The 13,415-nt window shown below is 66.9% G+C and carries 10 protein-coding genes; 6 read left to right on the top strand and 4 right to left on the bottom strand.

Annotated elements, in window-relative coordinates:
- The first annotated feature begins 20 nt into the window (after positions 1–20).
- Positions 21–1,319 (top strand): lipid IV(A) 3-deoxy-D-manno-octulosonic acid transferase, encoded by a 1,299-nt coding sequence (gene waaA / locus AC5P7R_RS16350; protein ID WP_058983546.1) that lies wholly within the window; start codon positions 21–23, stop codon positions 1,317–1,319.
- A 225-nt stretch (positions 1,320–1,544) separates the two neighbouring features.
- Complete coding sequence (locus AC5P7R_RS16345) at positions 1,545–2,771, top strand: APC family permease (protein ID WP_021204345.1); 1,227 nt, start codon at positions 1,545–1,547, stop codon at positions 2,769–2,771.
- A 66-nt stretch (positions 2,772–2,837) separates the two neighbouring features.
- On the opposite strand, the gene AC5P7R_RS16340 is transcribed toward AC5P7R_RS16345, so the two are convergent.
- The 3 genes from AC5P7R_RS16340 to AC5P7R_RS16330 form a co-directional block, all read right to left on the bottom strand.
- Complete coding sequence (locus AC5P7R_RS16340; RefSeq protein ID WP_005419128.1) at positions 2,838–4,196, bottom strand: TolC family outer membrane protein; 1,359 nt, start codon at positions 4,194–4,196, stop codon at positions 2,838–2,840.
- A 16-nt stretch (positions 4,197–4,212) separates the two neighbouring features.
- Positions 4,213–4,860, bottom strand: coding sequence for a protein-L-isoaspartate O-methyltransferase family protein (locus AC5P7R_RS16335; protein ID WP_019662052.1), 648 nt, complete (start codon positions 4,858–4,860; stop codon positions 4,213–4,215).
- Positions 4,861–4,985: 125 nt separating this feature from the next.
- Entirely contained in the window at positions 4,986–5,684 is a 699-nt protein-coding gene (locus AC5P7R_RS16330; RefSeq protein ID WP_478436033.1) for a TetR/AcrR family transcriptional regulator, read from the bottom strand.
- 117 nt (positions 5,685–5,801) lie between these two features.
- Here AC5P7R_RS16330 and AC5P7R_RS16325 point away from each other — a divergent pair, with 117 nt between their 5' ends.
- Together AC5P7R_RS16325 and AC5P7R_RS16320 are read left to right on the top strand one after the other, a co-directional pair.
- A complete protein-coding gene (locus AC5P7R_RS16325; protein WP_021204344.1) occupies positions 5,802–6,932 on the top strand; it encodes an efflux RND transporter periplasmic adaptor subunit in 1,131 nt (376 codons plus the stop codon).
- A 4-nt stretch (positions 6,933–6,936) separates the two neighbouring features.
- Positions 6,937–10,098, top strand: coding sequence for an efflux RND transporter permease subunit (locus AC5P7R_RS16320; protein ID WP_111104247.1), 3,162 nt, complete (start codon positions 6,937–6,939; stop codon positions 10,096–10,098).
- A gap of 278 nt (positions 10,099–10,376) precedes the next feature.
- On the opposite strand, the gene AC5P7R_RS16315 is transcribed toward AC5P7R_RS16320, so the two are convergent.
- Entirely contained in the window at positions 10,377–11,282 is a 906-nt protein-coding gene (locus AC5P7R_RS16315; protein ID WP_021202147.1) for a LysR family transcriptional regulator, read from the bottom strand.
- Between the two features lie 116 nt (positions 11,283–11,398).
- Between AC5P7R_RS16315 and AC5P7R_RS16310 the strand changes: the two genes are divergently transcribed.
- Both AC5P7R_RS16310 and AC5P7R_RS16305 read left to right on the top strand, forming a co-directional pair.
- The gene (locus tag AC5P7R_RS16310; protein WP_021202146.1) at positions 11,399–12,172 is read left to right on the top strand and encodes an SDR family oxidoreductase; all 774 of its coding nucleotides are present in this window, start codon (positions 11,399–11,401) and stop codon (positions 12,170–12,172) included.
- 125 nt (positions 12,173–12,297) lie between these two features.
- On the top strand, positions 12,298–13,320 hold the full coding sequence (locus tag AC5P7R_RS16305) for a hypothetical protein (protein ID WP_227854052.1): 1,023 nt from the start codon (positions 12,298–12,300) through the stop codon (positions 13,318–13,320).
- Positions 13,321–13,415 lie beyond the last annotated feature (95 nt).

Raw genomic sequence — 13,415 nt, 5'->3', positions numbered from 1 at the left:
GGCTCCCGTATCCTTGCCGCATGCGCAAAGACCCTGCCGAATGGATCCTGCGCGGCCTGTACTCGGCCGTGCTCTACATCCTGCTGCCGATCACCGTGTACCACCTGGTCTGGCGCGGTTTCCGGGTCCGTGAATACTTCCGGCGCTGGGACGAGCGCTATGCCTCGTATCCGCAGCCGACCGGCCAGCCGCGGGTCTGGCTGCATGCGGTCTCGGTGGGCGAAGTCAATGCCGCCGCGCCGCTGGTGAATGCCCTGCGCCAACAGCGTCCGGACATCCGCTGGGTCATCACCACCATCACGCCGACCGGTTCGGAGCGCGTGCGTGCGCTGTGGGGGGACGCGCTGGACCACGTCTATCTGCCGTACGACGTGCCGGGCAGCGTCAACCGCTTCCTCGGCCACTTCCAGCCCAGCCTGGCGCTGATCCTGGAAACCGAGCTGTGGCCGAACATGCTGTTCGGCTGCCGCGACCGCCATATTCCGGTCTATATCCTCAACGCCCGCCTGTCTGCGCGTTCGCTGCGCGGTTACCGGGTGCTGGCGGCGCTGATCCGCCGTGCGCTGCGCACGGTCACCTGCGTGGCCGCGCAGTCGCAGGACGACGCCGCGCGCTTCGTGCAGCTGGGGGCGGCGCGGGAACAGGTGCAGGCCCTGGGCAACCTCAAGTTCGATATCGCCACGCCGGATGTGCAGGGCTTCGTCGAGCAGTTCCACGCCTGCGTGCCCGCCGGGCGCCCGGTGTGGATCGCGGCCAGTACCCATGATGGCGAGGAGCAGGCGGTGATCGACCTGCATCGGCGCCTGCGCCAGCAGCACCCCGACCTGTTGTTGCTGTGGGCGCCGCGGCACCCCGAGCGCTTCCCGAAGGTGGAGGCGCTGGCGCGCGAGCAGGGGTGGAGCGTGGCGACCCGTCGTGCGAAGCAATGGCCCGAGGCCGGCACGGATGTATTCGTCATCGACACCCTGGGCGAGCTGATGCCGTTCTATGCCTGCGCGCAGGTTGCCTTCGTCGGCGGCAGCCTGCAGCCGATCGGTGGCCACAACCTGCTGGAACCGGCGGCAATGGGTACTGCGGCTGTGACCGGCCCCCACCTGCACAACTTCGCCGAGATCTCCCGCCGCATGCGTGAGGCCGGTGCCTTGCTGATCGGCGATGACGTGCAAGCGGTGGGTGACCTGCTGCAGCACCTGCTCCAGGACCCGCAGGCGCGCGAGGACATGGCGCGGGCAGGCTGCACGTTGATCAGCAATGGCCGTGGCGCTTTGCAGCGCACGCTGGCCCTGGTCGCGCCACATCTGCCGCCGCCGCGCGGCTGAGTCCACCGCCCGCACAGGCCTGCGCCCAGTCCGTCGACTGACGTGATCGACTGCATCAATTCTGCTTAGCGGGCGGAGTTCTGTCGCGACAGAACCGGGTGCGCGTCGCTGGGCGTGTCTGCGGTCACATCGCGGCGTGCACGGCAAGGATTCTGATATCGCCCTTCGGCGCAGGCTGCCAGCCTGCTGTCGACCGCGCTTGGACGGATATCAAGGGAGCTTGCGATGGATGGGGGCAGCAGGCCGGAGGGCATCGGTGATGCCCGGCCCGGCATGGAGCATCTTGCAGTGGTGGCGCTGACGCTGCTGCTGGGGGGCAATGTGGTCGCGCTGATCGGCCAGCACACGGCGGCCGAGGCTGGGCCGGCCATCGTGCTGAGCCTGTTGCTGGCCGCACTGGGTACGATGCCACTGCTGTATTGCCTGCACGCCCTCAACCAGCAGCTGCCGGCTGTCGATGGCCTGCAGGGAGTGTTGCGTGCGTGCTGGGGCCGGGCATCCGCCGGTGTGCTCGGCGGCGCGCTGTTGTTGGAACTGGTGGCGACCATGGGTGGCGTGGCGCAATCGCTGGCCCGTCATCTGCTTGCACTGCTGGCCTATTGTGGCGTCGAGGCCGACTACGCGGTGCCGGGTCCGCTGATGGCCAGCCTGGCGGTGCTTCTGATTGGTGTGGTCGGGTTGCTGCCGTGGCGACGAATGGTTCTGGTGGCGTGTGCGCTGTTGACGATGAAGATCGGGACCGGCCTGCTGCTGGTGGCACTGGCAGCCCGTTACATGCACTACGCGCACTGGATTCCCTGGCTGCCGGAGGCGACGGCTCCCTATCGCTTTGGGCTTGGTGGTGTATTGGCGGCGAGCGTGCCGCTGCTGGGTGCGTTCGCCAGCGTGGGCCTGGCGGTTGGATTTCCCGGCTTGGGCGGGCAGGTGAAGGCGCGCCAGTCGCGGCTGCTGGCGGGCATGCTGCTGCTGGCCATGCTGTTGCTGATCGTGGTCGCTGCATTGCAGGCCGGGCTGGTCGAGTTCCCTGCATTGGACAGCACGCGACCGCTGGCGGTAGCCCTGCAACCGCACCCGCAGTTGCAGTGGCTGATGCCGTTGCTGCCGCTGGCCGGCGCGGCCGGATTGGCCGCGCTGCTGCTGGTGCTGCTGCGGGTGGGCCTGTGCTTGGCGATGCAGCTGTGGCCGGCACGGCATGACGAAGCAATCGGCATGCATGTGCAGGCGGTGCCGGTCGCGTTGATTCTGTCAGCGGCGGTGCTGGCTTTCGGCGTGCCCGCGGGCATCCTGCCGGTGCTGCCCGGCCCGGTCGTGCTGGTGGTGATGGCCGCCCTGTGCCTGGCCGTACTGCGCGGGCAGTCACCGTTGGCACGTGGCCTTGCGCTGCTGGCGCCTGTGGCCGCCGGACTGTGCATGCTGGCCGCCATCGGGTGGCTGCGGGCCTGGCCCGGCTGATGGCCGTGCATCGCGCACAAAAAAGCCACCCTCGCGGGTGGCTTTTCGTTGCCGGCTGGCGACGGCTCAGTGCGTCGTCGTTGCCGGATTGCCCGCGTCCTGGGTCAGCAGGCGGTTCACGTCCTGCAGCTCGGCCACGTCCAGTGCACCCAGCGACTGGCTCAGCAGCAGGCGGTTCTGCAGGAAGGTGTAACGGGCCTGGGCGTAGTCCAGCTGCGCCGAGAACAGGATGCGCTGGTTCTGGATCACATCCAGCACGGTACGGGTGCCGACCTCCAGGCCGACCTGCGAAGCGTCGTACGCGCTCTGCGCCGAGACCACCGCCAAGCGGCGGGCTTCCACTTCGCTGATGCCCTGCACCAGGGTCTGGTAGGCATTGCGGGTATTGCGGTCCAGGGCACGCTTCTGCTGCTCGTAGCCGTCCTGGGCGATGTCACGCTGGGCCAGCGCCTGGCGCACGCCCGACTGGGTGGCACCACCGGAGAAGATCGGCACGCTCAGGGTCAGGCCGATGCTGTTGGTGCGTGCGTCCGGCGACAACGAGCCGGCGCCGGTGCTGTCGCCCCAGGTCGCGCTCTTGCCCCAGCTGCCGCCCAGCGACAGGGTCGGGTAATGGCCGCCGCGGGCAGCCTGCACGCCAGCTTCGGCCGCACTGACCTTCAGCTCCTGCGCCTTCAGCGCCGGATTCTGGGTGGTGGCCTGCTGCACCAGCTCATCGATGTTGCCGCGGTTGGCCGGCACTTCCGGGCGGAAGTCCGCCGGCAGGCCACGCAGGTTGGTCACCGGCTGGCCGGTCAGTTCGGTCAGGGCCTGGTAGTTATCGGCCAGGGTGTTCTGCGCAATGATGGTGTTGGCACGCGCCTGGTCGTACTGGGCGCGTGCTTCGTGCACGTCGGTGATCGGCGCCAGGCCCACTTCCAGGCGCTTGTCGGCGAAGTCGAACTGCTTCTTCGCGGCCGCTTCGTTGGTCTGCGCGGCGTTCAGCGATTCGATCGCCACCAGCACGTTGAAGTAGGCCGCCGAGGTGCGCACGATCAGGTTGTCGTTGGCCGATTCGAGGGTGAAGTCCGCCGCCTTGCTCAGCTCACGCTGCGAGCGCAGGTTGTTGATCTGGGTCCAGTTGAACAGCGTCTGGCTGCCGTCGATCGTGTAGGTGCGGCGCTTGTTGGTGAACGAGCCGGAGTTGGCGTCGGCGTTCGGCTCGCTGCGCGTGCGGTTCAGCGCGGCCTGGCCGTTGATCTGCGGCAGCAGGGCGGCACGCGCCTGCACGGCGCCTTCCTTGTCGTACAGCCGGGTCGATTCGGCGGCCGACAGCTGCGGATCGCCGTTGCGGGCCATTTCGTAGACCTGCAGCAGGTCGGCGGCATGGGCGGACAACGGCAGCAGGGCAGTGGCCAGCGCAACAGCGAGGGATCGGCGGATCATTGCGGCTTCCTTGGACTCAGAGGTGGAACTGGGGGGCCGGGGCGGCACCACGCAGGTAATCGATATCGGTCTCGAACAGGGACTCGGAGCTGCCGTCGGCCTTGACCAGCAGGGCCTCCATCGCCGGCGAGCGGCCGTGGATCACGAACAGGCGGCCACCCGGACGCAGCCACGAGGCGAACTGTGACGGCACCACGTCGACCGCACCAGTGACACAGATCACGTCAAAGCGGCGTTCGGTCTGCCAGGACAGGGCATCGGCCACTTCCACGCGGACGTTGCTGCCCAGGCCGGAAGCGTCCAGGCGGGCACGCGCGGCGGCGGCCAGCTCCGGGTCGATTTCCAGGCTCAGCACATCGCGCGCCAGCGCGCCGATGCAGGCGGCCAGGAAGCCGCTGCCGGTGCCGATTTCCAGCACTTCGTCACCCGGCTGCAGGTCCAGCGCCTGCAGGGTACGGCCCTCGATGACCGGCTTCATCATCTTCTGGCCGTGGCCGATCGGCAGTTCGACATCGGCGTAGGCCAGTGCCCGGTGTGCATCGGCGACAAAAGCCTCGCGCGGCAGGCGGGCCAGGACGTCGAGCACCTTGATGTCCAGCACGTCCCAGGGACGGATCTGCTGTTCCACCATCAGTTCGCGGGCGTGGGCGTAATCAATCGTCATGAGGTTCAAATCCAGCGCAGTGGGCCGGCCATTTTACCGGTGCCGGAGGCCGGCGGCGCGCCCAGAGCATCAGCTGCCGGGGGCCGGGGTCGCAGTGCCGGAAGTCATCGCGACCTCCGGTTCGTTCAGTTTTGGTTATTCAGCTGTTCCGGCCCCTCGCGGCGCGTAGGCGCGTAGGCGCGCAGGAAGAAGTCGATGCTGGCGGTCACGTGGGCAAGAGGGTCGCATTCCACCGGTGACAGTGGCATGCCGCACATCATATGCATGTGCACTTCGCCCTTGACCAGGGTCAGGAACTGCTCGCCAGCCAGCGAATAGTCGGTGATTTCCAGCTCGCCGCGCTCGGCGCGTGCCCGCAGGAAGTCAGCCAGGGCCTCGCAGGTACGTTCCGGTCCTGCCTTCCAGAACAGCTCGCGCAGGCGTTCGTCGGTCTCCGGCGCCATCATCATGCGCTGGATCGAGATCGCCGCGTCGGAGGTGATCAGTTCGAAGAAGGCCAGACCGATGCCGATCAGCTGGTCGCGCAGCGGGCCGTCCGTGTCGGCCACGAACAGGGCATCGGGCAGCATTTCAATGCACTTTGACTGCACGGCCTCGGAGAACAGGGTCTCCTTGTCGCCGAAGTGGCTGTACACGGTCAGCTTCGAGACGCCGGCCTGGGCGGCGATGGTGTCCATGCTCACGCCGGTATACCCCTGTTCGATGAACAGTACCTTGGCTGCTTCAAGGATCGCCGCGCGCTTGCCCAGATCCTTGGGGCGCCCGGGTCCGGCGGCCTTGGCAGCAGGCTTGGCCGACGGCTTGCGGGAAGTGGAAGAACTCATCGCGACAATACTAGACCAAGCGGTTCGATATTTATACTATACCGGCCGGTTTATTAAATTGGGCCGGCAGTCGCGGCTCCCCCTTGTTGCAACCCTGCGTTTTCAGGACGTTGACCGATGAAGATCGTGCGCTGGATGGGCGGTATGGTGTGGGTGGCTGCGCTGGCAGCCTGTTCGGGGCAGGAACAGGCGCCGCAGGCGGCCGTGCCGGTACTGGTGGTTCACCCCGGCGAACAGGCCGGACAGGCGCCGGCGGCGTTCCCGGGCACGGTGCGTGCCCGCCAGGAAAGCCCGCTGTCGTTCCGCGTCGGCGGCAACCTGGTCAAGCGCCATGTCGATGCCGGGCAGCGGGTAAAGAAGGGCGACGTGCTGGCCGAGCTGGATGCAGCCGACTTCGCATTGCAGGCCCGCGCTTCGCAGGCGCAGCTGGCTGCGGCCGAGGCCGACCTGGTGCGTGCCCGCGACGACCTCAAGCGCTACCAGGTGCTGGCCGACCAGCAGCTGGTCAGCCGTTCGCAGCTGGACCAGCAGTCCGCCGCCTTCAAAGCGGCGCAGGGTCAGGCCAACGCCGCCCGCGCCAACCTCGATGTGCTGCGCAACCAGGCCGACTACGCGCAGCTGCGCGCACCGGCTGACGGCGTGATCGCCAGCCGCGAGGCCGAGGCTGGGCAGGTGGTGTCCGCCGGACAGACCATCTTCAACCTGGCCGCCGACGGTGGCCGCGAAGTGCTGATCGACCTGCCCGAAGCCACCATCCGCGACTACGCGGTCGGCCAGCCGGTCGAGGTGGAACTGTGGAACCGCCCGGGGCAGCGCCTGCCGGGCACGATCCGCGAGATTGCCGCCGCCGCCGATCCGCAGGCACGCACCTATGCCACCCGCGTCAGCCTGGCCGCCGATGCGCTGGCCGATGTCGAACTGGGCCAGAGCGCGCGCGTCTACAGCAGCGCCGGTCGCCACGGTACCCTGCAGCTGCCGCTGGGCGCGCTGCAGCGCGGTGTCAACGGTGCCGCCAGCGTGTGGGTGGTCGATCCGGCCAACAGCACGCTGAAGGCCGCCTCGGTCACCACCGGTGCGTTTGGCAGCGAGACCGTGCCGGTGCTGTCCGGCGTGAACGCGGGTGACTGGGTGGTTGCCGCCGGTGGCCACCTGCTGCGAGCGGGCCAGCCGGTGATCGCCGTGGACCGGCAGAACCGCCCGGTGCTGAAGCCGGCCGCGCCGGCCGCTGCCGCCAAGGCCAGGGAGTAAGCCGGTGCGCCGCTTCAATCTTTCCGAGTGGGCGCTGGCCAATCGCCCGCTGGTGCTGTTCGCGATGCTGGCCTTCGCGCTGATCGGCGCGTGGTCGTACAAGCACCTGGGCCAGTCCGAGGATCCACCATTCACCTTCAAGGCGATGGTGGTGCGCACGCTGTGGCCGGGCGCCACCGCCGAGCAGGTCTCGCGCCAGGTGACCGAGCCGATCGAGAAGGCGCTGATGAACACCGGCGAGTACGAGTTCATCCGCTCCTATTCGCGCCCCGGCGAATCGCAGGTCATCTTCATGGCCCGCGACAGCCTGCGTTCCAGGCAGATCCCGGACCTGTGGTACCAGGTGCGCAAGCGCGTGGGCGACATCCGTGCGACGCTGCCGCGCGAGATCGTCGGCCCGTTCTTCAACGATGAGTTCGGCGACACCTACGGCAACATCTATGCGTTGACCGGCAAGGGCTTCGACTACGCGGTGATGCGCGACTACGCCGACCGCATCCAGCTGGAACTGCAGCGCGTGCCCGATGTCGGCAAGATCGACCTGGTCGGCCTGCAGGACGAGAAGGTCTGGATCGAGCTGTCCAACACCCGCCTGGCCACGCTGGGTGTGTCGATGCAGCAGGTACAGCAGGCGCTTGCCGACCAGAATGCGGTCACCGGCACCAGCTTCTTCGAGACCGCCACCGATCGCGTGCAGCTGCGCGTGACCGGCCAGTTCAACGACATCGAAGCAATCCGCCAGTTCCCGATCCGTGCTGGCGACCGCACCGTGCACCTGGGTGACATCGCCGAGGTCAAGCGCGGCTTCGCCGATCCGGCGTCGCCGAAGATGCGCTTCATGGGCGAAGAGGCGATCGGCCTGGCGGTGGCGATGAAGGATGGCGGTGACATCCTCAAGCTCGGTGCCAACCTTGATGCCGAGTTCCAACGGCTGCAGAAGACCCTGCCGGCCGGCATGCAGCTGCGCAAGGTGTCCGACCAGCCGCAATCGGTGGAAGAGTCGGTCGGCGAGTTCGTGCAGGTGCTGACCGAGGCGGTGGTGATCGTGCTGCTGGTCAGCTTCTTCTCGCTGGGCCTGCGCACCGGCCTGGTGGTGGGCGTCACCATTCCGCTGGTGCTGGCGATGACCTTCTTCGTCATGCACTACTTCGACATCGGCCTGCACAAGATCTCGCTGGGCGCGCTGGTGCTGGCGCTGGGCCTGCTGGTGGACGATGCGATCATCGCGGTGGAGATGATGGCCACCAAGATGGAGCAGGGCTACGACCGCCTGCGCGCGGCCAGTTTCGCTTGGGAATCGACTGCGTTCCCGATGCTGACCGGTACGTTGATCACCGCAGCCGGCTTCCTGCCGATCGCCACGGCGGCATCGAGCACCGGTGAATATACGCGTTCGCTGTTCCAGGTGGTGACCATCGCGCTGGTGGTGTCGTGGATCGCGGCCGTACTGTTCATTCCCTACCTGGGTGACAAGATGCTGCCGGACCTGTTCAATCCGCAGCCGCCCAAGCCGGGCAGCCTGTCCGCGCGCTGGCACGCCAAGCGCCAGCAGTGGGCCGACCGCTACCCGGCGCTGGCCAACCTGATTGCGCCGCCGCAGCACGGGCACGACCATGATCCGTACCAGCGCCCGTTCTATCGCAGCTTCCGCCGCTTCCTCGATACCTGCCTGCGCCATCGCTGGTGGGTGATCGCCGCGACCATCGCCCTGTTCGTGTTCTCGCTGATGATGTTCCGCTTCGTGCCCCAGCAGTTCTTCCCGGACTCGACCCGGCCGGAGCTGATGGTGGACATCGAGCTGGCCGAGGGCGCCTCGCTGCGCTCGACCCAGGCCCAGGCCGAGAAGCTGGAAAAGCTGCTGTCCCGCCGCGAGGGCATTGCCAACTACGTGTCCTATGTGGGCACCGGTTCGCCGCGCTTCTATCTGCCGCTGGACCAGCAGCTGCCGGCGACCAACTTCGCCCAGTTCGTGGTGTTGGCCAAGGACATCAAGGCGCGCGAGAGCACCCGCGACTGGCTGCTGCACGAGGTGATCCCGAAGTTCCCGGACGTGCAGATGCGCGTGACCCGCCTGGAGAACGGACCGCCGGTCGGCTATCCGGTGCAGATGCGCATCTCCGGCGAGCACATCGAGAAGGTGCAGGCGATCGCGCGCCAGGTCGAGGCCAAGGTGCGGGAGAACCCGCACGTGATGAACGTCAACCTGGACTGGAGCGAGCCGAGCAAGGTGGTGCGCCTGGTGGTCGACCAGGAGCGCGCCCGTGCGCTGGGCGTTAGCAGCGCCCAGGTCAGCCAGTTCCTGTCCAGTTCGTTGGCCGGGCAGTCGGTGAGCGTGTATCGCGAAGGCAATCGCCAGATCGAGATGCTGCTGCGCGGGCCGGCCGATGAGCGCAACCAGCTGGAGCTGCTGTCCAGCCTGTCGATGCCCACCGCCAACGGTGGCAGCATCACGCTGTCGCAGGTGGCGACGATGGAGTACGGCTTCGAGGACGGCATCATCTGGCACCGCAACCGGTTGCCGACGGTGACCGTGCGCGCCGACATCAGTGATGGCATGCAGGCGCTGGACGTGGTTCATCAGATCCTGCCCACACTGGATGGCATCCGTGCCGAGCTGCCCAGTGGTTACCTGCTGGAAACCGGCGGTACCGTGGAGGATTCGGCACGTGGCCAGAACTCGATCAAGGCCGGCATGCCGCTGTTCCTGGTGGTGGTGGCCACGCTGCTGATGCTGCAGCTGCGCAGCTTCTCGCGTGCAGCGATGGTGCTGGTGACCGCGCCGCTGGGCATCATCGGCGCGACCCTGTTCCTGCTGCTGTTCCGGGCGCCGTTCGGCTTCGTCGCGCTGCTGGGCACGATCGCACTGGCCGGCATGATCATGCGCAACTCGGTGATCCTGATCGACCAGATCCAGCAGGACATCGATGCCGGGCATGACCGCTGGCATTCGATCATCGATGCCACGGTGCGCCGTTTCCGCCCGATCGTGCTGACCGCGCTGGCGGCGGTGCTGGCGATGATTCCGCTGTCGCGCAGCGCGTTCTACGGCTCGATGGCGATCTCGATCATGGGCGGCCTGATCGTCGGTACGGTGCTGACGCTGGTGTTCCTGCCGGCGCTGTATGCGGCGTGGTTCCGGGTGAAGCCCGATGAATCCGGGGCGTAACGCCCCGGGTTCCACGGCCACCGCCTCTGGTAGGTGCCAACCTTGGTTGGCACTGCGGCTTGCATCCACGCATGGCCCGGATTGATCTGCTCGCGGGATCTGCTTTCTGTAGAGCCGAGCCATGCTCGGCTGCTCTTCGCGCGATGACGGGATGAGTCGAGCATGGCTCGACGCTACAGAAGCATCCACGCATGGCGTGGATCTACCGCGATTTGCCATCGCTCGGTAGGTGCCAACCTTGGTTGGCACGGATGCATGCATCCACGCATGGCGTGGAGCTACTGCAGCTGCAGGCCGGCCCTCAAGACCGGCAGCAGCCATTCGATGAACACCTGAACACGCTGCGCGCGGTGTTGCCGATGCGGTTGCAACAGCGTCACCGGCAAGGGCTGCGCCACGTGCTGTGGCATCACCTCCACCAACGCGCCGGATTGCAGTTCGGCCTGCACGTCGTAGCGCGGAATCTGCAGCAACCCCAACCCCGCCACACAGCACGCAATCGATGCCTCGGCGCTGTTCACCCGCACCCAGCCGGGCATCGGCAGCGTGCGCAGTTGGCCGCCGTCCTGCCACTCCCACGGTTCCACCCGTGCCGTGGTCGGCGACGCGTAGTTCACCGCGCGGTGCTGCGGCAGGTCGGCAGGATGCTGCGGCATGCCGTGTTCGCGCAGGTAAGCGGGCGCGGCGACGTTGACGAAGTCGAGCTGGCCCAGCGTGCGCGCCACCAGGCTGGAATCGCCCAGTTGACCGACCCGCAGCACCGCATCGCAACCGTCCTCGATCAGGTTTACCGCGCGGTCGGTCATGCCCAGGTCCACTTCCACCTGCGGATACTGCGCGAAGAATTCGGGCAGCGCCGGTGCGATGATGCGGCGGCCGATGCGGCTGGGCACGTCGATCTTCAGCAGACCGACCGGTTGCGCATCGTCTTGACGGAACAGCGATTCGGCGTCCTCGACCTCGGCGATCAGGCGCAGGCAGCGGGCATGGAACACGTCGCCATCATGGGTGGTGGACACCCGGCGGGTCGAGCGCTGCAGCAGGCGGGTGCCAAGCCTCTGTTCGAGCTCGGCCACCGCCGCCGAAACGGTCGAGCGGGGCAGGCCGAGCTGGTCGGCGGCGCGGGTGAAGCTGGCGCACTCCACGACCCGGGTGAAGATGCGGAAGCGATCGATCCGGTCCATTGTTCGCTGGCTCTGGAAAGTTAAGTCAATGTGGCGGGCTTTATCCGCTTTTTCTGCACGATATCGTCGTCAGGGCAGGGTTGCCACCCCGGGTAGCCCCTCCCGAGACCGAAGCCATGACCGAGCAATCCCTCAAGGGCAAGACCGTGCTGATCGCCGGTGGCGCCAAGAACCTGGGTGGCCTGATCGCCCGCGACTTCGCCGCACAGGGCGCCAAAGCCATCGTCATCCACTACAACAGTGCCGCTACCCAGGCCGATGCAGAAGCGACTGTAGCCGCAGTGCAGGCCGCCGGCAGCAAGGCGGTGGCCCTGCAGGGCGACCTGACCTCGGCGGCAGCGATGGAGCGCTTGTTCGTCGATGCCGTGGCCGCAGTCGGCCGTCCCGACATCGCCATCAATACGGTCGGCAAGGTATTGAAGAAACCGCTGCTGGACATCAGCGAAGCGGAGTACGACGAGATGAGCGCGGTCAACGCCAAGGCGGCGTTCTTCTTCCTCAAGGAAGCCGGCCGCCACGTCAACGACGGTGGTCGCATCTGCACCCTGGTCACCTCATTGCTGGGTGCCTACACGCCGTTCTATTCCAGCTACGCCGGTACCAAGGCGCCAGTCGAGCACTTCACCCGCGCGGCGTCGAAGGAGTTCGGTGAGCGCGGCATCTCGGTGACTGCGATCGGGCCCGGCCCGATGGACACGCCGTTCTTCTACCCGGCCGAGAGTGCCGATGCGCAGGCGTACCACAAGACCGCGGCGGCGCTGTCGGCGTTCACCCGAACGGGCCTGACCGACATCGCCGACATCGTGCCGTGGATCCGTTTCCTGGTCACCGATGGTTGGTGGATGACCGGGCAGACGATCCTTGTAAACGGTGGTTACACTACCAAGTGAGGCAGGGTGGGCGTCATCGGGCTGGGTCCATGCCCAGCTCGTCCTGCTCTGGTCATGGAGGGAATCGGCGCGGCACAGCTTGGGCAGGCACAATGTATGGCTGATCCCGGGCTGGAGTGCCTGTCATGTTCCCCGCGCCCCTTCGCACAACCTTCCTGCTGCTTGCGCTGGCTGGCATTGTCAATGCGCATGCGGCGGACGGTGATCCTGAGGCCGCTCGATTCCAGCAGAATCTGGTCTCCATCCTGGAATGCAGGGCGGATCCGGCGATCAACCAGACGGTAGGCGATACGCTGCGCGCGGCGATGTATGGCAATGCTCAGCAACGCCCCGCCCATCTACGTGGGTGGCGGTTCGAACGTAGTGGCGACGAGGATGATCCCGTCACCACCATCGACATGCCGACCGCGCTGACGGCGCAGGGCATCACTACCCGACGCCTCTTCGTTGACGCGATCGGCTTCTCGATCCCGATCGACGGTGATCAGCAGGCACGGATCATCAGGGCACACGACCTGCATCTGCGCTCCAGCACGTTGCGCGAGCCTTATCGCGTCTGGTCGCGGGGTGTCGAGGCAGCCAGATCAGAGCCCACCACAGCGGTCGTCATACGCAGCGATGGCCATGGTTATCGTCTGGGTTGCGCTCCATCCGGATGGGAGCGTGGTGAAGCTGCTCCCGCCGGTCAGCCGAGAGTTGCTGATGCTGATGATCTGGCCGCTGCGGCGGAATGCCGGGCAACGCCGGAGGCTCTGGAGCGTGTGGAGGCGTTCTGGGACCTGGTACTGGACGCCGGCCAGGACACTTGGCCGGCGCAGGTCCAGCACCTTGCATCGCGTGACAGCGACGAGCTCTACGTGGCGACGTTGTTCGATCCCATCCGCGTCCATGGCATCTCGACGCGGATCGTTACGCTGGGCATGGGATTGCTTGCCGTCGCGATCGATCCGGACGCAACGGCAGCGGCCATACGCGGTGCGGCGATGACGGCCGCCGACCAGTCCGGTCCCGGGGTATGGGAGAAGCAGCTGTCCGCCAGCAAAAGCGGGAACAACCGGGTGTCCCAAAGTCTGGTGGTCCTTCAGCGGGACGGGAAAGACACCTTGGTGGGCTGCATGCATGGTCGGCAGGTCAAGGCCGACCGATGACCCACCCGCGAGGCGCCGTGTAGAGCCGAGCAATGGGAATCAAGTGCCCACGTACCGCGCCTTTTTCGGATTGCTTGCATGTCGGTTCGCCGTTG

The organism is Stenotrophomonas sp. YJH_SMC_27 (genome assembly GCF_059369815.1).
The sequence above is the reverse complement of the archived record's forward strand: the minus strand, read 5'-3'. Positions and strand labels throughout refer to the sequence as shown.